The organism is Streptomyces sp. NBC_01515 (genome assembly GCF_045040345.1).
Classification (GTDB): Bacteria; Actinomycetota; Actinomycetes; order Streptomycetales; family Streptomycetaceae; genus Streptomyces.
In genome coordinates this window covers 4922472-4944180 of sequence record NZ_CP109416.1, presented here as the reverse complement: position 1 = coordinate 4944180, position 21709 = coordinate 4922472, and the positions used below count along the sequence as shown (strand labels likewise).

The window sequence follows — 21709 nt, the reverse complement described above, 5'->3', positions numbered from 1 at the left end:
CGCGGACCCCCTCCGGAACACGTCCGTAAGAAAGTTCGTGAAGTTCTTCACAAGGAATTCTGTCCTGTTGGACGACGAGACTGCCCCGGTTGGCCCTTACGGGGTCCCGGCGGCCCTGGGAGCGTGTTCGGCGGGGTGGTGCGGGAGTGATTCGGGGGAGTTTCGGGAGGGTGTCGTGGAGGTGTGGTCCAGGGAGCCCGAAGGGGTAGAGCGGCAGCTCACGCGGCCTTGACAACGGGGCGAACCGACCCGTGGTTCCCCGCCCGCGGAGTGACTTGGATCATGCGAGTCGCGGAGGATAACACACCCCCCACCCAAGCTTGTGAAGGGGCGCACGAGCGACCCCCCTGGGGCAGGTGGATACTCGATGCCATGAGCACCACGGAGCGTCCCAGGATCCTCGTAGTAGGCGGTGGGTACGTAGGCCTGTACGCAGCTCGGCGCATTCTCAAGAAGATGCGCTACGGCGAGGCGACCGTCACGGTCGTCGACCCCCGGTCGTACATGACCTACCAGCCCTTCCTCCCCGAAGCCGCCGCCGGCAGCATCTCCCCTCGGCACGTCGTCGTCCCGTTGCGACGCGTGCTGCCGAAGGCGGAGGTCCTCACCGGCCGGGTCACGACCATCGACCAGGACCGCAAGGTCGCCACGATCGCCCCCCTCGTGGGCGAGGCGTACGAGCTGCCTTTCGACTACCTCGTCATCGCGATGGGCGCGGTCTCCCGCACCTTCCCGATCCCCGGCCTCGCCGAGCAGGGCATCGGCATGAAGGGCATCGAGGAGTCCATCGGTCTGCGCAACCACGTCCTTGAGCAGCTCGACAAGGCCGACTCCACCACCGACGAGGAGATCCGCCGCAAGGCGCTCACCTTCGTCTTCGTCGGCGGCGGTTTCGCCGGTGCGGAGACCATCGGTGAGGTCGAGGACATGGCCCGGGACGCGGCCAAGTACTACAACAACGTCTCCCGCGAGGACATGCGCTTCGTCCTCGTCGACGCCGCCGACAGGATCCTCCCGGAGGTCGGCCCCAAGCTCGGCCTCTACGGCAAGGAGCACCTGGAGAGCCGCGGGATCGAGATCTACCTCTCGACCTCGATGGACTCCTGCGTCGACGGCCACGTCGTGCTGAAGAACGGCCTTGAGGTCGACTCCAACACGATCGTGTGGACGGCCGGCGTCAAGCCGAACCCCGTGCTCTCCCGCTTCGGCCTCCCGCTCGGCCCGCGCGGTCACGTCGACGCCCAGCCGACCCTCCAGGTCACCGGCACCGACTACGTCTGGGCCGCCGGCGACAACGCCCAGGTCCCCGACATCGCCTCCCGCAAGGCCGGCGTCGAGAACGCCTGGTGCCCGCCGAACGCCCAGCACGCGCTGCGCCAGGCGAAGGTCCTCGGCGACAACGTGATCTCCGGTATGCGGGGCTTCCCGCAGAAGGAGTACTCGCACGCCAACAAGGGTGCGGTCGCCGGTCTCGGCCTGCACAAGGGCGTCGCGATGATCGTCATGGGCAAGGTGAAGATCAAGGTCAAGGGCCGTCTCGCCTGGTACATGCACCGCGGCTACCACGGTCTGGCCATGCCGACCTGGAACCGCAAGATCCGCGTCTTCGCCGACTGGACCCTCGCGATGTTCCTCAAGCGCGAGGTCGTCTCGCTCGGTGCCATGGAGAACCCCCGCGAGGAGTTCTACGAGGCCGCCAAGCCGGCACCGGCGCCCGCCGCCGCCGCGAAGACCGAGGAGAAGGCCAAGGCCTCCTGACCGCCTCCGGTCACGCCTGACCCGCAATACCCGTAGCACCCGTAGCACCCGTAGCACCCGTAATACCTGTAGTAAGAACGCGTAGTACCCGTAGCACCTGTTGCGCCCGAAGGGGCCGTCCGCCATCCGTGGTGCGGGCGGCCCCTTCGGCGTGCCGCACGTCGCTGCACGTGTCACCTTCATGGCCGCTACATCTATTTTGCCTACTCGTAACGCTCAAGCAGGACTGCGATCGGGCCTGGCCGGTGTTTACGTAGTGATGGACAATTCCGGGATCCGCGTCACGGAGGTGTGCGCCATGGCTGATGCCGCGCTGCGGCTCAAATCCCTCTTCGAACAGCTACTGGGAACCCCCATCCCGATGCGCATCCGCGCCTGGGACGGTTCCGAGGCAGGGCCGCCCGATGCGCCGACCTTGGTCGTACGCAATCGGCGCGCCCTGCGCCGACTCCTGTGGAAGCCCGGCGAACTGGGCATGGCACGCGCCTGGGTCGCCGGCGACCTGGACATCGAGGGCGACCTGTACGCCGGGCTCGACCGGATGTCCGCCCTCGTGTGGGAGCGCGGCGACGACGCCCGCACCCTCACCCAGGCCCTGCGCGACCCCGAGGTACGGTCCGCCGTCCGCGGGCTGGTCAAGCTCGGCGGGCTCCCGCTGCCGCCCGCCCCGCCCCCGGAGGAGGTCCGCCGCAGCCGGGCCCACCTCCACACCAAACGCACCGACAAACGCGCCATCAGCCACCACTACGACGTCGGCAACGACTTCTACGAGATCGTCCTCGGCCCGTCCATGGTCTACTCGTGCGCCTACTGGGACTCCCCGGACGGCACGTTGGAGGACGCACAGCGCGACAAGCTCGAACTCATCTGCCGCAAGCTGGAGTTGACGCCGGGTCAGCGACTCCTCGACGTCGGCTGCGGCTGGGGTTCGATGGCGATCCACGCGGCCCGCGAGTACGGCGCGAGCGTCGTCGGCGTGACCCTCTCGCAGGAACAGGCGGCCTACGCCCGTAAGCGCGTCGCCGAGGAGGGGCTCACCGACAAGGTCGAGATCCGCGTGCAGGACTACCGTGACGTCACCGACGGGCCCTACGACGCCATCTCCTCCGTCGGAATGGCCGAACACGTGGGCAGCGAGCGGTACTTGGAGTACGCCAGGGACCTCTTCGCATTGCTCAGACCGGGCGGGCGGCTGCTGAACCACCAGATCGCCCGCCGCCCGTGGCAGGACGAATCGGCGTACGACATCGACGAGTTCATCGACGCGTACGTCTTCCCCGACGGTGAACTCGCCCCGATCGGCACCACCGTGACCCAGCTGGAGAGTGCCGGGTTCGAGGTGCGGGACGTCGAGGCGATCCGCGAGCACTACGCGCTCACCCTGCGCCGCTGGGTCGCCAACCTGGAGTCCGAGTGGCGGCGCGCGGTCGGGATCGTCGGCGCCGGGCGGGCCCGCGTGTGGCGCCTCTACATGGCGGCCTCCGCGCTCGGCTTCGAGCGCAACCGCATAGGGGTCAACCAGGTGTTGGCCGTTCGGACCCCCGAACCGGGTGATTCCGGGATGCCGTTGCGCGCCCGTACCTGGAACTGAGCGCGGGCGGCAGGGAACAGAAAGGGGCCCCGTTCCGCACCGGAACGGGGCCCTTGCCTTTTTCTTGGTCAACTCATGCTCTGCTACTCGGACTTGATGGCCGACAGCATGTTCAGCTTGGCCGCGCGCCGGGCCGGCCACAGCGCCGCCAGGACGCCGACCGTGCCCGCGAGGAGCAGGAAGAGCGCCATCCGGGCCCAGGGAATGACCAGTTCGTACGTCGCCATCTTCGAGCCGATCAGCTCACCGGCCGCCCAGCCGAAGAACACGCCGAGACCGATGCCGAGCACCCCGCCGAAGAGCGAGATCACCAGGGACTCCAGGCGGACCATCCGCTTGATGCCCTTGCGGTCGAGGCCGATCGCGCGCAGCATCCCGATCTCCTGCGAGCGCTCGAAGACCGACATGGCAAGGGTGTTGATGACCCCGAGGACCGCGACGATCACCGCCATGGCGAGCAGGCCGTAGACCATGTTGAGGATCAGGGTGAAGACCTGCGCGATGCTGTCGGAGAGGTCCTTCTTGTCCTGGACCTTGACCGCCGGGTTGGAGCCGAGGGCCTTCTCCAGCCGGTCCTTCGTCGAACTCGACGCCCCGTCGGCGGTCTTGACGAGGATCTGCATGTCGGCCGGGTCGGTCTGGTGCGGGGCGAGTGTCGCGTTGTCGAGCATGATGCCGCGGATCAGCGCGTTGCCCTCGTAGACCGCGGAGACGGTGAGTTGCTGCGCCTTGCCGTCCTCGTAGTGCGTGGTGAAGGTCGAACCGGCCTTCCAGCCATAGGACTTGGCGGTGTCGTCGTCCACGACGACCTGCGTGCCGGCGACCTTGAAGGTGCCGCTGTCGACCTTGAGGTCGGTGAGCTTGCCGATGGCGGAGCCGTTGACGCCCGTCAGGAACTCGGACTGGCCGTCGATGCGCGAGGCGGCGTTGCGCAGCGGGCTGCTGGCGGTGATGCCGGAGGTCGTGGTGAGGGTCTTGTCGACGTCCGGGGAGAGCGAGTTGCCGTTCGCCATCGACACGATGTAGTCGGCGCTGATCGCGGACGAGGCCATCTTGTCGATCGCCTGCTGGAGGCTGCCCGCCATCACCGTCATGCCGGTGATGAGGGTGAGGCCGATCATCAGCGCGGAGGCGGTGGCGGCCGTACGGCGCGGGTTGCGCACCGAGTTCTGGCGGGCCAGCTTGCCGGAGATCCCGAAGATCCGCAGGACCGGCGCGGAGGCCGCGATCAGCGGGCGGGACAGCAGCGGGGTCAGGATGAACACACCGATGATGAGGAGTACGGCGCCGAGGCCCATGGGTGCCTGGCCGTCCGAACCGCTCATCGTGGTGGCCGCGATGACGACGGCGATGCCCGCGCCGGAGAACAGCGCGCCCAGCGTGTTGCGCAGGACGAGCGACTTGGTGGTGGCCGTCGCGTGCAGGCTGCTCATCGCGGCGACCGGTGGGATCTTCGCGGCGCGGCGGCCGGGCAGCCAGGCGGCGAGCATGGTGATGAGGATGCCGACCGCGAGGGCGCTCAGCACCGTGTTCGAGGTGATGACCAGCGGGCCGTCAGGGACGGTCGCGCCGATCGTGCCCATCAGCGCGCGCAGTCCGGCGCCGATGCCGATTCCGGCGAGCAGACCGGCCACCGCGGCGATCGCGCCGACCACGAACGCCTCAAGGAGCACCGACCGTGTGACCTGCCGGCGGGAGGCGCCGACGGCGCGCAACAGGGCCAGTTCCTTGGTGCGTTGGGCGACCAGCATGGTGAAGGTGTTGGCGATGATGAACGTGCCGACGAAGAGCGCGATGCCGGCGAAGACCAGCAGCCCCGACTTCAGCCCGCTCATCGAGGAGGCGATCATCTCGGCCTGGTCGTCGGCGAGCTTCTTGGCGGTGGTGGTCTCGGTGAGGCCCTTCGGCAGGGCGCTGTCCAGCTGCGACTTCAGTGCGGCCTGACTGGTCCCGGCCGCGGCCTTCACATCGATCTCGTCGTACGTCCCCGCCTTGCCGAACAGCTTCTGCGCGGTCGCGGTGTCGAAGAGGGCGAGGCTGCCGCCGGCGGCGACGTTGCCGTCGTCGGTGGTGAAGATGCCGGTGATCTTCGGGGTCAGCACCGGGCCGTCGACCGAGATGCGCACGGTGTCGCCGACCTTGTACCCGGCGCGCTTGGCGGTCTCGGAGTCGATGGCGACCTGTTCGCTGCCATGCGGTGCGGCACCGGAGGTGAGGGGATAACGCGCATCCTTGCCACCCCAGTAATTCCCGCCCTCGGACTGGAAGCCGCCGCCGATGAGCTTGCCCTTCTTGTCGGCGATGGCGGTGAAGCCGTTGACGACCCCGGTCGCGGACGCGGCCCCCGGCACCTTGGCGCTGGTGTCGAGCATGGCCTGGGTCAGCTCGGGCGTCTTGCCGACCGTGTCGCCCTTGTCGTCCTGGTACTTGGCCTCCACGGCGACGTCGACCTGGTCGAAGCCCTTGGCCGAGCTGTTCTGGAAGGCGTTCGAGATGGTGTTGGTGAAGACCAGGGTCCCCGACACGAACGCGACGCCGAGCATCACGGCGAGCACGGTCATGAGGAGCCGGGCCTTGTGCGCGAGTACGTTGCGCAAGGCGGTACGGAACATGGGTTGTCTCAGTCCAGGTCTACGAGGGGCCGGCCGGGGCGGCGGGGCTGGGTGCCGGGGTGGCGAAGTCGGAGCCGGGGCAGCGGAGTTGAGGGCCTCGGCGGTGAGGTCGGGGGCCGGGGCTTTGACATCGCGGCCGGGGTGGCGCAGCTGGGCGCTGGGGCCGCGAAGTCGGTTGCCGGGGCGGTGTGGTCGGGCGGCCCGGTGGTGAAGCCGGTTGCGGGGCGATGGAGTTGAGGGCCGGGGCGGTGGAGTCGAGGTCCCGGGCGATGGAGTCGAAACCCCGGCGGTGAAGCCGGAGGACGGGGCGGCGAAGGTGGGTGCCCGGTTGGTGAAGGCAGGTGTCCGGGTGGCTGACTTGTCGGCCCGTAGCGTGAGTTGAGGGACCGTCAGCAGGATCACCGGGTCGGTTGGGCGCCTCACTGATGGAACGTCAGCTGGTGCGGACCTTCGCGTCGAACTGCTTCATGCGGTCCAGTACCGAGTCCGCCGTCGGCTCGTAGACCTCGTCGACGATGCGGCCGTCCGCGAGGAAGACCACCCGGTCCGCGTACGCCGCCGCCACCGGGTCGTGGGTGACCATGACCACCGTCTGGCCCAACTCCCGTACGGAGTTGCGGAGGAAGCCCAGCACCTCGGCGCCGGAGCGCGAGTCGAGGTTTCCGGTCGGCTCGTCGCCGAAGATGATGTCGGGGCGGGAGGCCAACGCCCGCGCCACGGCGACGCGTTGCTGCTGGCCGCCGGAGAGCTCGGACGGCCGGTGCTTCAGCCGGTCGGCGAGACCGATCATCGTGATCACCGAGTCCAGCCACTGCTTGTCCGGCTTGCGGCCCGCGATGTCCATCGGGAGCGTGATGTTCTCCAGGGCCGTCAGCGTCGGCAGCAGGTTGAACGCCTGGAAGATGAAACCGATCTTGTCCCGGCGCAACTTCGTGAGCTGCTTGTCCTTCAGGGAGCCCAGCTCGGTGTCACCGATGCGCACGGAACCGGACGAGAACGTGTCCAGGCCGGCCACGCAGTGCATCAGCGTGGACTTGCCGGACCCCGAGGGGCCCATGATCGCGGTGAACTCGGCCTGCCGGAAGGCGATGGAGACCCGGTCGAGGGCGACCACCTGGGTCTCGCCCTGTCCGTAGATCTTGGAAAGATCCGTGGCACGCGCGGCCACGGAGGTGGTCCGGTCGGCGATGGGGGTGGTGGTCACGGAGGGCGCTCCTGTCGGGACGACGGTATTGCTGGATACGCCACCCATCCTCTCCGCCCCATCGCGCCGTGTAGTCAGCCGCTGTTCCGGTTCCGGGGGCAGCCTTCAGTCGGACTGCGCTCAGCGCTGTCATACCTGGGGATGAGGACCACCCCCGAGACGGCCCCCGAGACGGCCCCTGAGACGGCACCTGGGCCCACCTCTGTGAACGATCACGTCAAGAACCGGTGGAGCACCCTCGTTCGGGCGGTGAAATTCCGTCATTCCGCATACGAGGCCCCAGATCGCACGCAAGGCTGTTGGCAAGTGCTGATGGCGCATTCCGTGGTCTGATGCACCCTCAGACATCAATAAAATAAGACAACATCGGTCCGCCTGCCCGCTGTTGGGGACGCGCGTCCCGATAGGCTCGTGACCTCGATGCGGAGCCCACGGCCTGCCCGGATGGTGGAATGCAGACACGGCGAGCTTAAACCTCGCTGCCCCTTCGCGGGCGTGCCGGTTCAAGTCCGGCTCCGGGCACCATCGCAGTTACTCGGCGTGACGCATGGCAACGGTGAGTTGCCACAGCGTCCCCTCGGCGGCCCTCGCCACCCCCTTCCCGGCCGTTGACAGGTGACCCGTGCGGTCGGAGACTTGAGTCGTACCGATGAGGTGAAGAGAATTTCACCAGACGAACACCGACCAGGTCAGAGCAAGCGATCAAGCCAGAGCAAGCGATCAAGCCAGAGCAAGCGATCGAAGCAGAGCAAGCGATCGAACCGGAACGACCGCCACCGAACGGCTCACTCCCGAAGGGAACCCCCGATGCGTACCACCGTCGGCATCATCGGAGCCGGCCCCGCCGGGCTCCTCCTCGCCCGGCTGCTGCACAACGCCGGGATCGACTCGGTCGTGCTGGAGAGCCGGGACCGGGAGTACGTCGAGCACCGGCAGCGGGCCGGGATCCTGGAGCAGGGCACGGTCGACGTGCTGAGGGCGGCCGGTGCCGGCGAGCGGATGGACCGGGAGGGGCTGCGGCACGACGGGATCGAGCTGCGGTTCGACCGGAAGCGGCACCGGGTCGACTTCCCGGCCCTCACCGGCGGCCGTAGCGTCACCGTCTACGCGCAGACCGAGGTGTGCAAGGACCTGATCGCCCTTCAACTCGCCGACGGCGGGCCGCTGTTGTTCGAGGCGGAGGCGCTGGAGGTGGCGGGGGCGGACACCGGCGACCCGCGTATTCGCTTCCGGCACCAAGGCCGCGAGGACGTCCTCGACTGCGACTACGTCGTCGGGTGCGACGGCTTCTGGGGCGTCGCCCGCAACGCGATCCCCGCGGAACTCACCCGCGTCTTCGAACGGTCGTACCCCTACGCCTGGCTCGGCATCCTCGCCGACGTCGCGCCCTCCCACGACGAGCTGGTCTACGCCCGCCACGAGCGCGGCTTCGCCCTCCTCTCCATGCGCTCCCCGTCGGTCTCCCGTCTCTACCTCCAGGTGGAGGAGGGCGCGGACGCCGAGAAGTGGAGCGACGACGACATCTGGGGGGAACTGGAGCGACGGTTCGAGACCGAGGACGGGTGGCGGCTGGAGCGCGGCCCCATCACCCAGAAGTCCGTCACCCCCATGCGGTCGTACGTCCACGAGCCCATGCGGTACGGGCGGCTCTTCCTCGCCGGTGACGCCGCGCACATCGTGCCGCCGACCGGCGCCAAGGGGCTCAACCTCGCCGTCGGCGACGTCGTCACCTTCGCGAGGGCGCTGACGTACCAGAAGGAGACGGGGAGCGACGAGCGGCTCGACGGGTACTCCGCCACCTGTCTGCGGCGGGTGTGGCAGGCCGAGCGGTTCTCCTACGACATGACGAGCCTCCTGCACCGCGCGCCCGACGCGACGGCCTTCGAGGGGCGGCTCCAGCTGGCCCGGCTGGAGCGGATCGCGACCTCGCGGGCGGCCGAGACGGATCTTGCCGAGGCGTACACCGGGTTCCCTCTCGATGAACAGGGATAAGGGGGCTCTAAGAGGGGCGTCACGGCTTGGTACCAGTGTTCGCACGGCGTGCGATCCACCGCGTACCTTGTCAGGACGAGGGGAAGATCCTCCCCAAGAGGTAGGGTCAATCCTTTGCCTACCTATTACTCTTGAGCCCAAGGCCGCGCGAGGCGGCCATGGAGGAGTGAAATGAGGAGCAGAAACCCGGTCTTCTCGCGACGGGGGTTCAGCCGCGACAACGGCTACGCGGGCTTCAACACCGCGCCGCAGGCCGGGGGCCCCGCCGTGGGCACGCAGGGCAGCCCCTACGCGGGCGGTAACCCGTACGCGCAGAACCCGTACGCCCAGCAGGACCTTCAGCAGGGTGCACCGCCGCAGGCCCCGGCCACCACCGGCCGGATGACCATGGACGACGTCGTCCTGCGCACCGGCACCACCCTCGGCACGCTGATCGTGACGGCCGCGCTCGCCTGGGCGCTGCTCCCGGTCGACGACGCCAACATCGGCCGTTCGTACGGCATCGGGATCGGCGCCGCGCTGGTCGCGATGGTCCTGGCGTTCGTCCAGTCCTTCAAGCGCAAGCCCGTCCCGGCGCTGATCCTGTCGTACGCCGCACTGGAAGGCGTCTTCCTCGGCGTCGTCTCCAGCGTCGTCGACAACCGCATCGCGAGCGGCGCGGCCATGCAGGCCGTGATCGGCACGATGGCGGTCTTCGCCGGCGTGCTCATCGCGTACCGCGCGGGCTGGATCCGCGTGAACCGCCGTTTCTACGGCTTCGTGATGGCGGCCGCGCTCGGCTTCGTGCTGCTGATGGTCGTGAACCTGCTGTTCTCGGTGTTCGGCGGCGGTGACGGCCTCGGCTTCCGCACCGGCCCGCTCGGCATCTTCTTCGGCGTCGTCGGCATCATCCTCGGCGCGTGCTTCCTCGCCCTCGACTTCAAGCAGGTCGAGGACGGGATCGCCTACGGCGCGCCCAAGGAAGAGGCCTGGCTCGCGGCCTTCGGGCTCACGCTGACGCTGGTGTGGATCTACATGGAGTTCCTGCGACTCCTCTCGATCCTCAACAGCAACAACTAGCGGAGCGGGTAGGTCAGGTGTAGTCGCGCCTGTTCGCGCGAAAGGGCCCCGGGTTCGTTCCCGGGGCCCTTCGTCATGTCCGTGGTGCGCGCCTAGAGCAGTTTGCGCGCGGCCCTCCTCAGGTCGTACTCGTGAATGATCGCCTTGGCGTGGCCGTACGCGAGGTCGTGCTCGGCGCGGAGCCAGCTGACCTTCTCCTCGAAGCGGAAGAGGGCGGGGCCTTCGTCGACGGTGCGCAGCCAGTCGGACACTTCACGACCGGTGCAGTGGGGGATGCGGGCGAGCATGTTGCGGTGGGTCTCCTGGGAGAACACTTGGGACATCGGCGCCTCCGGACGCATGGGGTGTAAGCCGGTCCTTCAGGTCACCGTGCCTGAGCGTTCGCCCGTTGGCAACAGTCCCGGTACGGCGCGTAGTCTCGCGGCGTGGTGGATACGACGCGGTTGACTCAAGCGGTGGATCACTTTGCGGACCGGCTCAGGGCTGCGCCGCAGAGTCGATTGCAACGGGGCGCTGCCGCGGAGGCGCTGGCGCTGGCCAGGGAAATGACTCGGCGGGCGCAGTTGGTGGAGGAGCCCGGGGTGGAGCCTCGGGAGATGCCCGACGCGGGGATGTTTGCCGCCGCCGACCAAATCACCGTGGCTGTGCATGACTTCGCGCTCGTGCTGGTCAATGACGCCGAAGTCGACGAGGCGCTCGGGTTGGTCGCGGAGGCGCAGAAGAGGGCGGGGGTCTGAGGTGCGTTGGCGGCTTGCGGTGCGTCGTGGTTGGTCGCGCCCGCGCGGCGGAGCCGCAGATTGGGCACAGTCCCGCGTCCCTAAAAACCGCCGGCTCGCCGTCGTGGTTGGTCGCGCCCGCGCGGCGGAGCCGCAGATTGGGCACAGTCCCGCGCCCCTGAAAACCGCCGGCTCGCCGTTTGTGGCTTGCGGTCTGTCGCGCCCCTAAAAACGTACGCTCGCCGTGTTCTTTTAGGGGCGCGGGGAACTGCGCGACCAGCCACCACCGGGCCCGCACTCGACGATCAAAGCGACGCTATGACCCTGTCCGCCAGGATGTAGACGTTTTCCTCGCCGCACGCGAACGTCAACGTGTAGGCGCCCGATACTCCCGAGCCGCCCAGGAGGAACGGGGTTTCGCCGGCGTGGAGGGCCGCTGCGAGGCGTTCGGCGGTTTCGCGGTGGCCCGGGGTCATGCAGAGGGTGGTGCCGTCGGCGAAGACGTAGACATCGAGGGTGCCCAGGGGGCCGGGGCGGACGTCGGCCAGTTCTACGGCGGACTCGGCCAGCTCCTCCAGCGTCGCCACCGTGCGTTCGTGGTCGTTGGCCACGGGTGACTGGGCCGGGACGAAGTCCGGGTGGGACGGGTGGCGGCGGCGGGCCGCGGCCAGTTCGGGGGACTCGCCGGCGAACTCGTCGGCGTCCGCGGACAGCTCGGTGACCGGCTCCAGCGGTTCGAGGCCCACGAAGTCGCTCTGGCGGGGCAGGAACAGCTCGCTGTCGGGCAGACCCAGCAGGGTCGGCACCTCGGTGTCGCGGGACTCCTGGGCGGCCCAGAAGGCCCGTGCCTCGGCCAGTTCCCGCTCCCGCTCCTCGGCCAGCGCCTCGGCCACGGCGGCGCGTATCTCATCCGCGTCGGTGTGGCTGCGGGCGGCGGGCACGAGCGCCCGTACGGCGGCGGCCCGGCCCTCGGCCAGTTCGGTGTGCAGGTCCGCCACCTGTCGACGGAGCACCAAAAGGGTGCGCAGGACGGCGACGCCCACGGCGCCTGTGGCGGCCGTGGTGAGCAGCAAAGCGATCGGCATGGCGCTCACTGACGTACTCCCGGTTCAAAGTCGACCCCCGACTTCCTACATCAGCTTGAAGGGCGGACTAACCAGCTGTCAGTGCGTAACGTCACGAAACGGGCAGGACTTTGGGCCCGATGTTTGGTGGTGAAACGGTCCTGACCTGGGAAAATCCCTCTCCGAAGGGAGATAGGTCACATCCTGGGGGAGATTGGATCACAAATCGGCCCGGAACCCAGGTGGTTACTGGGTTCCGGGCCAAGAGGTGACGCAAAGTTCCCGCGCGATTACGGGGAGTTGGTCAGCTGAGGCGCTCGATGACCATCGCCATGCCCTGGCCGCCGCCGACGCACATCGTCTCCAGACCGAACTGCTTGTCGTGGAACTGGAGGGAGTTGATCAGCGTGCCGGTGATGCGGGCGCCGGTCATGCCGAAGGGGTGGCCGACGGCGATCGCGCCGCCGTTCACGTTCAGCTTCTCCAGCGGGATGTTCAGGTCGCGGTAGGACGGGATCACCTGGGCGGCGAACGCCTCGTTGATCTCGAACAGGTCGATGTCGTCGACGGTGAGACCGGCGCGGCCGAGCGCCTGCTTGGACGCCTCGACCGGGCCGAGGCCCATGATCTCGGGGGAGAGACCGGAGACGCCGGTCGACACGATCCGGGCGAGGGGCGTGAGGCCGAGCTCGCGGGCCTTCGTGTCGCTCATGATGACCACCGCCGCGGCGCCGTCGTTCAGCGGGCAGCAGTTGCCGGCCGTGACCAGGCCGTCGGGGCGGAACACCGGCTTGAGGCCGGAGACGCCCTCCAGGGTGACGCCGGCGCGCGGGCCGTCGTCCTTCGACACGACCGTGCCGTCGGGCAGCGTGACCGGGGTGATCTCGCGCTCCCAGAAGCCGTTCTTGATGGCTTCCTCGGCGAGGTTCTGCGAGCGGACGCCGAACTCGTCCATGTCCTGGCGGGTGACGCCCTTGATCCGGGCGAGATTCTCCGCGGTCTGGCCCATCGCGATGTACGGGTCGGGGAGCAGGCCGTCCTCACGCGGGTCGTGCCAGCTCGCGCCCTCGCTCGCGGCGACCTCGGCGGTACGGGCCTCGGCCTCCGCGAAGACCGGGTTGTGCGTGTCCGGGAGGCTGTCGGAGTTGCCCTTCACGAACCGGGACACCATCTCGACGCCGGCCGAGATGAAGACGTCGCCCTCGCCGGCCTTGATGGCGTGCAGGGCCATGCGGCTGGTCTGGAGGGACGAGGAACAGTAACGGGTGATCGTGCAGCCCGGCAGGTGGTCCATGCCCATCTGTACGGCGACGATCCGGCCGAGGTTGCTGCCCTGCTCGCCGCCGGGGAGGCCGCAGCCGAGCATCAGGTCCTCGATGAGCTTCGGGTCCAGCTCGGGGACCTTCGCGAGGGCGGCCTCGATGATCGTGGCGGTGAGGTCGTCGGGGCGCAGGTCCTTGAGGGAGCCCTTGAAGGCGCGGCCGATGGGGGAGCGGGCGGTCGAGACGATGACGGCTTCGGGCATCACGGCTCCATTGGCGTACGTACGGTGATGTGCGGGGCTTCTTGGGAAGTTACCCGTACGTATGGCACAGGTCACGGGGATCGCGGTGTGACTCTGGCCGCAGTTTCTAAGCGCTTGCTTGGGCCTCTGGCGGTTGGGCGGGCGAGTGGTGCGGGTCGGTGGGGGCGGGCGTCCCTGGGGGCTGCGCCCCCAGACCCCCCGTCGGCCCGAAGGGCCTCGTCCTCAAACGCCGGACGGGCTGGAAGGTGCCGCCTCGGGTTCAAACGCCGGACGGGCTGGAGGGGGTCGCCGCCTCCGGCTCCGGTACCCGCCTCCTCTTCCGCCGCTTCAGCAGCGCCCACGGCCCCCGCGGCCCCGTCGGCATCGCCGCCGTGACCTCCGTGCCCGCCTCCGAAGCCGCCTCCGCGGCAGCCCGCGCGACCGGCAGGAAGCCCTCACGGCGGGACGCGTCCGGACGGTCCTCTTCCGCCGGCCAGAGGCCCAGGGCGGCGCAGACGGTCGGCAGGATCGCCATCGCCGCCGTCGCGTAGCCCTCCGCCGAGGGGTGGAAGTTGTCCGGGCCGAACAGCTCGCGGGGGTTCGCCGCGAACTCGGGGCCCAGCAGGTCGCCCAGCGACACCGTACGGCCGCCCTGCTCGACCGTGCCGATCGTCTGGGCCGCCGCCAGCTGTCTGGACGCCCGGCGGGCCAGCCAGCGCAACGGCTGCTGGACCTGCTCCACCGTCCCGAGGTCGGGGCAGGTGCCGACGACCACCTCGGCACCGGCCGTGCGCAGCCGTCGTACCGTCGCCGAGAGGTGGCGGACCGAGCGGGTCGGGTGCATGCGGTGGGTGACGTCGTTCGCGCCGATCATGATCACGCAGACGTCGGGCACCCGGGTGGTGTCCGCGAGGGCGAGCGCCACCTGGCGGTCCAGGTCGTCGGACTGGGCGCCCGGGAGGGCCACGTTGTGCAGCTCGACCGGGCGTTCCGAGACCGCCGCGAGCCCGGACGCCAGCAGCGCGCCCGGGGTCTGGGCCGCCCGGTGCACGCCCTGCCCGGCCGCCGTGGAGTCGCCGAGCATGGTCAGCCGGATCGGGGGTTCACCCGGGGTGTCGTAGACATGTCCGTACCGGCCGTCGGCGCTCGGCACATGGTTGCTGCCCGGCGCATGGTCGTTGCCCACATGCCGTTTCACGAAGCGGACCTCGGCCAGCACCAGCCCGATCGCCGCCGCGCCCACCAGTCCGACCCCGCCACCGCCGTACGCCGCACCGGCCGCGATCCGCCGGGCCACCCGCGCCCTCGACATCCTCGTCATACGTCGCCGCCACCTCCTCGTAGCCGTCATCCACTCCTTGCCCCGAACAGCACGTCGTCCAATCTCAACGGGCGGTGAACGTCATTTCGGGGCCTTACGCTGACAGGACCATTCACGACACTTCTTTGCAGCAACCGGAGACAACGGTGCAATTCCACGACTCGATGATCAGCCTCGTCGGCAACACCCCGCTGCTGAGGCTCAACAGCGTGACCGCGGGCATCCAGGCGACCGTTCTGGCCAAGGTGGAGTACTTCAACCCCGGCGGATCCGTGAAGGACCGCATCGCGCTGCGCATGATCGAGGCGGCCGAGAAGAGCGGGGAGCTTCAGCCCGGCGGCACCATCGTCGAGCCGACCAGCGGCAACACCGGCGTCGGCCTGGCCATCGTCGCCCAGCAGAAGGGGTACCACTGCATCTTCGTGTGCCCCGACAAGGTGTCCACCGACAAGATCAACGTGCTGCGCGCGTACGGCGCCGAAGTGGTCGTCTGCCCGACCGCGGTGGACCCCGAGCACCCGGACTCGTACTACAACGTCTCCGACCGCCTGGTCCGTGAGACGCCGGGCGCCTGGAAGCCGGACCAGTACTCCAACCCCAACAACCCCCTCTCCCACTACCACTCGACCGGCCCCGAGCTGTGGCAGCAGACCGAGGGGAAGATCACCCACTTCGTCGCGGGCGTGGGGACCGGCGGGACCATCTCCGGCACCGGGCGGTACCTGAAGGACGCCAGCGAGGGCCGGGTGCAGGTCGTCGGCGCCGACCCCGAGGGGTCCGTCTACTCCGGCGGGTCCGGGCGGCCGTATCTCGTCGAGGGTGTCGGTGAGGACTTCTGGCCGACCGCCTACGACCGGACCGTCGCGGACGAGATCGTCGCCGTGTCCGACAAGGACTCCTTCCAGATGACCCGCCGGCTGGCCAAGGAGGAGGGGCTGCTCGTCGGTGGCTCCTGTGGCATGGCCGTCGTGGCCGCGCTGCGGGTCGCCGAGCGGCTCGGCCCCGACGACGTCGTGGTCGTCCTCCTCCCCGACAGCGGGCGTGGGTACCTCTCGAAGATCTTCAACGACGAGTGGATGGCCGACTACGGCTTCCTGGAGGACGAGGGTCCCAGCGCCCGCGTCGCCGACGTCCTCAACGACAAGGTGCACGGCGCCATCCCGTCCCTCGTGCACATGCACCCGGAGGAATCGGTCGGCGAGGCCATCGAGGTGCTGCGCGAGTACGGCGTCTCGCAGATGCCGATCGTGAAGCCGGGCGCCGGTCACCCGGACGTCATGGCGGCGGAGGTCGTCGGCTCGGTCGTCGAACGGGAGCTGCTGGACGCCCTGTTCACCCAGCGCGCCTCGCTGACCGACCCGCTGGAGAAGCACATGTCGGCCCCGCTGCCGCAGGTCGGCTCCGGTGAGCCGGTGGGCGACCTGATGACCGTGCTCGGCGCCGCCGACGCCGCGATCGTCCTGGTCGAGGGCAAGCCGACCGGTGTCATCAGCCGGCAGGACCTGCTGTCCTTCCTCGCCAAGGGCGGGAAGCAGTAGGAAACGTCCGGTGAACGGGCCGTGCCGACGGCGACTTTGCGGTTGCCCACCGAAACGGTGGACTTCGCGGAAGTGGTACGAGGGCGTCACGTCCACGCAGCACACGCTTAACAAGCGTCGGGCAGATTAGTGGATGTCGGCAGGGCGGGAGCGGCTCCCCGCCTCGCCGACACAAAAACGGCGTCACGGACCTCCGGAGCGGCTCCCGGACCTCCACCGACGCCTAGGACGCGCACGCCCGGCCCTGACCCGGCACGCGTCCCTCGCGGGGACCGCCGTCGTCCCGCCCTCCCGGCAACGGGGGGTGCGGCGGTCCCCGCGCACAGCTTTTTCCGGCCTCGTACTCTTCTACGGCCCGGTAGGCCCTGTCGTGGCCCAACTCCCCAGCAGCGCAAGGCGTTCCGCCGTCTCCGAACCCGGCTCCGGTGTGTAGACGACGATCGTCTGCGCCAACTCCCCCGGTACCGCGAGTGTTTCGTACGGCAGCGTCAGCAGGCCCGCGACCGGGTGCCGGACGCGCTTCACGCCGTAGGCGCACTCCTTGACCTCGTGGTCGGCCCACAGGCGGCGGAAGTCCTCGCTCTGGAGGGAGAGTTCGCCGACCAGTGCGCTCAGCTTCGGGTCGTCCCCGTCGCGGCCCGAGGTCACCCGCAGGTTGGCGACGGCCTGGGCGGCGACCGCGGTCCAGTCGGGGTAGAGGTCGCGCGAGGCCGGGTCGAGGAACACATGGCGCGGGATGTTGCGCACGGCCGGGGGCATGCGGCTGAAGCCGCTCAGGGCGTCGGCGAGCGTGTTCCACGCCAGCACGTCCATCCGCGGGCCGAGCACGAACGCCGGCATGCGGTCCATGCCGTCCAGCAGCACCTGGACACCGGGGCGGACCCCGGGCGCGGGCGTCCGGTCCTTCTTCCCGCGCTGGGGGCGGGCCACCGTACGCAGGTAGGCGTGTTCCGTGTCGTCCAGGCGCAGGACGCGGGCGATCGAGGCGAGCACCGCGTCCGAGACTCCCCCAGACTTCGTCCGGGAGGGGCCCCCAGGCCCGCGGCCCTGTTCGAGCCGGATGTAGTAGTCGACGCTCACCCCGGCCAGCTGCGCCACCTCCTCGCGGCGCAGCCCGGGGACGCGACGGCGCCCGTGCGAGGGCAGCCCCACTTCCTCGGGCTGGATGCTGACCGACACCGAACTGGGGACGCACGTCGGCAGCGCCGAGCTGAGCGCCCAACTGGACCAGCTGTTCGGGGCGTTGGGCGGACTGTCCGCCGAGGAGGTCGCCGACGTCGTGGCCTACGCGGCGAGCCGCGCCCGGCACGTCAACCTGCGGCAGATCGTGGTGCTGCCGACCCGCCAGGCGTGACCGGGACGGTCAGTCCTCCCACGCGTCGTCCGCGGACTGGGAGGACTTCGCGCGTCGGCCGCCGAAGAGCCCCGGGGTGGTGCGGGCGGCCTGGACGGCGTTGACGCCGACGATGCCGGCCCAGGCCACCAGCAGGCCGGGGAGGTGGGCGATGCCGCCGCCGATCGCGGACAGCGGGATCGCCAGGACCATCGAGACGATGCCGAAGCCGAAGCGTTCGCCCCAGGAGTCGGTGGCCTTCGGTCCGCGCGAGCCGCGCGCGACCACCATCTGCTGCTCGGCCATCTGCCGGCGCACCCGGCGCTCCACCGCGCCGTCGATCCGCTGGTCGACCTTCTCCAGGAACGAGTCGACCAGCGCCGACTCGTACTCGTCGCCCAGTTCCCTGCGCGCCTGCAGGGTGGCGTTGAGTTCCTTCTTGAGTTCGACGTCGTTCGCATCCATTCCCGTCATGCGACTCAGATTAGGGAGCCGCCGCGCCCGCTGCACTGGGGATAGCCCCCCTGTTGGACGTCGGGTTCACCGGGAGCACCCCGAGTGACTCCAGCACCCGGCGATGACCGTGCTCGACGCCCGTGATGCTGACCTCGATACCCCGGTCGCGCAGCTCGCCCACCGCGTCCTTCAGCGCGAGCGCACCCGTCGCGTCGACCGCCGTCAGCCCTGACAGCCGTAGGTCTACGGCCGTCACGTCCTGGACGTCGGCGAGGCTGCGGCGGAAGCGGTGGGCGGCGGCGAAGAGGAGCGGGCCGTCGAAGCGGTACGTCACCGTGCCTGCCGCGCCCGGGAGTTCGTCGGTCGTGGCCGGGGTCAGGCGGGTGCCGCGCATCGCCGCGCGCAGGGCGAGCAGGACCGAGACACCGAGGCCGATGAGCACCGCGCGCACCAGGTCGAGGGCGAGGGTGCCGGCCGCGGTGAGGACCAGGACCAGGGCGTCGCCGTGCGTCGAGCGGGCCATCGCGCGGACCGCGTCCGTCTCCACCATGCGGATCGCCGTCGCGAGCAGCACTCCGGCCAGCGCGGCCAGCGGGATACGGCCCACCAGCGGCGCCGCGACCGCGACGATCCCGGCGAGGATCACGGCGTGCGCGAGCGCGGCCAGCCGGGAGGTGGCGCCGGTGCGGACGTTGACCGCGGTGCGGGCGATGGCGCCGGTCGCCGGGACGCCGCCGAAGAGCGGGGCGGCGAGGTTGGCGATGCCCTGGCCGAAGAGTTCCTTGCCGGGGTCGTGGCGCTCGCCGGGGCGCATCGCGTCCGCGACGGAGGCCGACAGGAGGGACTCCAGGGCGGCCAACGCCGCTACCGCCGCTGCGGGGAGGAGGAGGGTGGGGACCCGGGAGACGTCCAGGAAGGCGAGGGACGGGGCCGGGATCGAGGCCGGAAGGGTGCCCAGGCGGGTGACGTGCAGGTGCAACGCCTCCGAGACGACCGTCGCCACCGCAACTGCCGCCAGGGAGAAGGGAACTGTCGGCTTCCAGCGTGCCCCGGCCAGCATCAGCGCGGCCGAGCCGAGGGCGAGCAGGAGGGCGGCCCAGTGCGGGGTCGCGTCGAACTCCGCCGCCGCCCGGGCCGCGACCACCGCGACCTGGTCACCGCTCGGGGTGGGCACCCCCAGCGCCGACGGCACCTGCTGGAGCCCGATCACACACGCGATGCCGATGGTGAAACCGGCGATCACGGGTGCGGGGACGTACGCCATCGCCGCACCCGCGCGGGCGAACGCGAGCACGAGGAGCATGAAGCCGGAGATCAGACCGACCGTCAGGACGCCGTTCGCGCCGTACTCGTGGACGATCGGGACGAGGACCACGGTCATCGCGCCGGTCGGCCCGCTGACCTGGCGCGCGGAGCCGCCGAACAGCGCGGCGAGCGAGCCCGCGACGATCGCGGTGATCAGGCCGGAGGCGGCGCCGAGACCGGACGTGACCCCGAAACCGAGGGCCAGGGGGAGTGCTACGACGGCGACCGTGAGGCCGCACAGCAGATCGCGGCGCGGGGAACGGGTCATGGTGCGGAAGTCGGCGGGGGAGGGCAGGACGGAGAGCACGCCGTTCATGTTCATGAGCTTCTTCGCGTCAGGAGCGTGGGGGAGCGGAGAGTTGCGAGTGGCCCAACAGGCTTGTCGCCGTGGGGAGTTGGGTCTACGGCAGTAGCGACACGAGCCCCGTGTCGAGGTCGAAGCGGGCCGCGACGACCTGCGCGGAGGTGAAGGCGGGGTCGGCGCGGATCGCGTCCCGGACCCAGGCCGTGTGGGCCCGCATGGTGTGCTCGGCCCAGTCGCCGGGCAGGGCGCGGGTGCGGCGCGCGGCCGGGCTGATCTCGTCGACCAGGAGGGCGAGATGGCCGGGGACGGGGGCGCCGGTCTCCAGGTGCGCGAGGGTCGCGGCCACCGCGCCGCAGCGCTCGTGGCCGAGCACCAGCACCAGCGGGATGCGCAGTTCCTCCACCCCGTACTGGATGGACGCGAGCACCGCCTCGTCCAGGACCTCGCCGGCCGTCCTTATGCACAACAGGTCGCCGAGGCCCTGGTCGAAGACCAGCTCCGGCGGCACCCGGGAGTCGATGCAGCCGACGATCACCGCGAACGGGTGCTGTGCGGTGGCCAGTTGGTGACGGAGCCGGCGGCTCTCGTCCGGGTGGCGGGAGCGGTCGGTGGCGTAGCGGCGGTTGCCGTCCAGGAGTTCGGCGAGCGCGGCGGGGGCGGTGGCCGGGTGGGGCGGTGGGCCGACGGCGGCGGTGGCGGTCGTAGGAGTGGCGGCCAGCGCGCCGACGGCGGTGGCCGTCAGAAAGGCCCTGCGGTTCGAGGCCATGCGTTTCCTCAGGTGGTGTGCCGGGAGAGCACGTTGTGCTTGTAGCGCACAATCACCCTACGCATGCGATCAGTGACCCTGAGTTGCCGTTTGCCGGACATTGCCGACACTTGGCTGATTCCTCGTCAGATCATCGACCGGTCATTACTTCGTGATGCCGTGCTGCTTCGCGTACGTGTTCGCCACGTCCTCCGGGTCCTTCTTGTCCTTGTCCACCTGGCGGTTCAGCTCGGTGAGTTGGGCCGTGGTGAGCAGGTTGCCGAGCCGCGCGAGCGCCTTGCGGACGGTGGGGTCGGCCACGCGGTCGGCGATCAGCGGGACGATGTGCTGACTGGGGATCAGGGTCTTGGGGTCGGTCAGGACGACCCAGTCGTTGGCCTTGATGTCGGTGTCGGTGGTGAACAGGTTCGCCACGTCCACATCGCCCTTCTTCAGCGCGCCCTTCACCAACGGCCCGTCGGAATCAAGGGACTTGAACTCCTTGAACTCCACGCCGTAGACGTCCTTCAGTCCTACGACGCCCACCTGACGGGTCTTCACCTCGGCGGAGGCGCCGAGGGTCAGCCTGCCGTTGTGCTTCGCCAGGTCGGCCAGTGAGGTGAGGCCGTACTTCCTGGCGGTCGCGCGGGTGACGACGAAGCAGTCCGCGTCCTCGGCGATGCCGTAGGGCAGGACCTGGAGGCCGGAGGGGAGGGCGAGGGTGAGGGCGTTCTGCATCTCGCCCGCCTCCGCGACCTTGGACTTGGGCTGGAGGTAGGTGAGCAGGGAGCCCTGGTACTCGGGGAGGAGGTCGATGTCGCCGCTCTTGAGGGCGGGGAAGACGATCTCGCGGGTGCCGAGGTTGGGGCGGACCTTGACCTTCACGCCGGCCGCTTCGAGGGCGGCGGCGTAGAGGTAGCCGAGGACCTGGTTCTCGGTGAAGTTGGCGGTGCCGACGGTGACGCCGTTCTTGCTGGAGGCGCTGCCACCGCCGGCGGAGCCCCCGCCGTCCAGCGAGGTGACGCCGCTCGAACAGGCGGAGAGGACGGGGACGGCGACGGCTGTTCCGGCGAGGGCGCCGAGGAGGGTACGACGATTCATTTCGGGTTCCTTCAGGTTCGGCGCGCCCCGAAGGGGGGCGGGACTGTATCGATTTGCGGCTACCGCCGCGCGAGCGCGACCAGCCACGACGAAGCCGCAGACGATA

The 21709-nt window shown here is 69.8% G+C and carries 17 protein-coding genes, 1 tRNA gene and 1 pseudogene; 8 read left to right on the top strand and 11 right to left on the bottom strand.

The window, feature by feature from the left end:
• The first annotated feature begins 372 nt into the window (after window positions 1-372).
• Window positions 373-1758, top strand: a complete 1386-nt coding sequence (locus OG407_RS21955) for an NAD(P)/FAD-dependent oxidoreductase (RefSeq protein ID WP_405860438.1) — start codon at window positions 373-375, stop codon at window positions 1756-1758.
• Between the two features lie 298 nt (window positions 1759-2056).
• Window positions 2057-3349, top strand: coding sequence for a class I SAM-dependent methyltransferase (locus OG407_RS21950; protein WP_405860436.1), 1293 nt, complete (start codon window positions 2057-2059; stop codon window positions 3347-3349).
• Window positions 3350-3432: 83 nt separating this feature from the next.
• Here OG407_RS21950 and OG407_RS21945 read toward each other — a convergent pair whose 3' ends face one another.
• Window positions 3433-5961, bottom strand: coding sequence for an ABC transporter permease (locus tag OG407_RS21945; protein ID WP_405860434.1), 2529 nt, complete (start codon window positions 5959-5961; stop codon window positions 3433-3435).
• 433 nt (window positions 5962-6394) lie between these two features.
• Window positions 6395-7165: an ABC transporter ATP-binding protein gene (locus tag OG407_RS21940; RefSeq protein WP_328682782.1), complete on the bottom strand. Its 771-nt coding sequence runs from the start codon at window positions 7163-7165 to the stop codon at window positions 6395-6397.
• A gap of 438 nt (window positions 7166-7603) precedes the next feature.
• Here OG407_RS21940 and OG407_RS21935 point away from each other — a divergent pair.
• From OG407_RS21935 to OG407_RS21925, 3 genes are all read left to right on the top strand, one after another.
• Window positions 7604-7690, top strand: a tRNA-Leu gene (locus tag OG407_RS21935).
• A gap of 282 nt (window positions 7691-7972) precedes the next feature.
• A complete protein-coding gene (locus OG407_RS21930) occupies window positions 7973-9157 on the top strand; it encodes a 4-hydroxybenzoate 3-monooxygenase (protein WP_405860431.1) in 1185 nt (394 codons plus the stop codon).
• A 171-nt stretch (window positions 9158-9328) separates the two neighbouring features.
• Window positions 9329-10216, top strand: coding sequence for a Bax inhibitor-1/YccA family protein (locus OG407_RS21925; protein ID WP_405860429.1), 888 nt, complete (start codon window positions 9329-9331; stop codon window positions 10214-10216).
• Window positions 10217-10308: 92 nt separating this feature from the next.
• Here the strand turns inward: OG407_RS21925 and OG407_RS21920 are convergent, their stop codons facing one another.
• Window positions 10309-10539, bottom strand: a complete 231-nt coding sequence (locus OG407_RS21920; RefSeq protein WP_026151524.1) for a DUF4287 domain-containing protein — start codon at window positions 10537-10539, stop codon at window positions 10309-10311.
• Window positions 10540-10671: 132 nt separating this feature from the next.
• On the opposite strand from OG407_RS21920, the gene OG407_RS21915 reads away from it, so the two are divergent.
• Window positions 10672-10953, top strand: a complete 282-nt coding sequence (locus OG407_RS21915; RefSeq protein WP_043685908.1) for a hypothetical protein — start codon at window positions 10672-10674, stop codon at window positions 10951-10953.
• A gap of 284 nt (window positions 10954-11237) precedes the next feature.
• Here the strand turns inward: OG407_RS21915 and OG407_RS21910 are convergent, their stop codons facing one another.
• The 3 genes from OG407_RS21910 to OG407_RS21900 form a co-directional block, all read right to left on the bottom strand.
• Window positions 11238-12026: a hypothetical protein gene (locus OG407_RS21910; RefSeq protein ID WP_403589010.1), complete on the bottom strand. Its 789-nt coding sequence runs from the start codon at window positions 12024-12026 to the stop codon at window positions 11238-11240.
• 274 nt (window positions 12027-12300) lie between these two features.
• Window positions 12301-13521 carry an acetyl-CoA C-acetyltransferase gene (locus tag OG407_RS21905; RefSeq protein ID WP_405860427.1) on the bottom strand — a complete coding sequence of 407 codons (1221 nt, stop codon included), beginning with the start codon at window positions 13519-13521 and terminating at the stop codon, window positions 12301-12303.
• A 259-nt stretch (window positions 13522-13780) separates the two neighbouring features.
• The gene (locus OG407_RS21900) at window positions 13781-14821 is read right to left on the bottom strand and encodes an SGNH/GDSL hydrolase family protein (RefSeq protein WP_327403507.1); all 1041 of its coding nucleotides are present in this window, start codon (window positions 14819-14821) and stop codon (window positions 13781-13783) included.
• Between the two features lie 146 nt (window positions 14822-14967).
• Here OG407_RS21900 and OG407_RS21895 point away from each other — a divergent pair, with 146 nt between their 5' ends.
• A complete protein-coding gene (locus tag OG407_RS21895) occupies window positions 14968-16359 on the top strand; it encodes a cystathionine beta-synthase (RefSeq protein ID WP_328682793.1) in 1392 nt (463 codons plus the stop codon).
• Between the two features lie 348 nt (window positions 16360-16707).
• Here OG407_RS21895 and OG407_RS21890 read toward each other — a convergent pair whose 3' ends face one another.
• On the bottom strand, window positions 16708-17538 hold the full coding sequence (locus OG407_RS21890; RefSeq protein WP_405860424.1) for a helix-turn-helix transcriptional regulator: 831 nt from the start codon (window positions 17536-17538) through the stop codon (window positions 16708-16710).
• On the opposite strand from OG407_RS21890, the pseudogene OG407_RS21885 reads away from it, so the two are divergent.
• Window positions 17528-17713 (top strand): annotated as a pseudogene (locus OG407_RS21885) (short-chain dehydrogenase); the annotation flags it as partial. The gene OG407_RS21890 and the pseudogene OG407_RS21885 overlap by 11 nt on opposite strands.
• A 9-nt stretch (window positions 17714-17722) precedes the next feature.
• Here OG407_RS21885 and OG407_RS21880 read toward each other — a convergent pair.
• The 4 genes from OG407_RS21880 to OG407_RS21865 form a co-directional block, all read right to left on the bottom strand.
• Window positions 17723-18157, bottom strand: a complete 435-nt coding sequence (locus OG407_RS21880) for a hypothetical protein (protein ID WP_405868533.1) — start codon at window positions 18155-18157, stop codon at window positions 17723-17725.
• A gap of 19 nt (window positions 18158-18176) precedes the next feature.
• Window positions 18177-19775, bottom strand: coding sequence for a SulP family inorganic anion transporter (locus OG407_RS21875; RefSeq protein ID WP_405860422.1), 1599 nt, complete (start codon window positions 19773-19775; stop codon window positions 18177-18179).
• A gap of 79 nt (window positions 19776-19854) precedes the next feature.
• Window positions 19855-20523, bottom strand: a complete 669-nt coding sequence (locus OG407_RS21870; protein WP_405860420.1) for a carbonic anhydrase — start codon at window positions 20521-20523, stop codon at window positions 19855-19857.
• 144 nt (window positions 20524-20667) lie between these two features.
• The gene (locus OG407_RS21865) at window positions 20668-21603 is read right to left on the bottom strand and encodes an ABC transporter substrate-binding protein (protein ID WP_405860418.1); all 936 of its coding nucleotides are present in this window, start codon (window positions 21601-21603) and stop codon (window positions 20668-20670) included.
• Window positions 21604-21709: the final 106 nt, after the last annotated feature.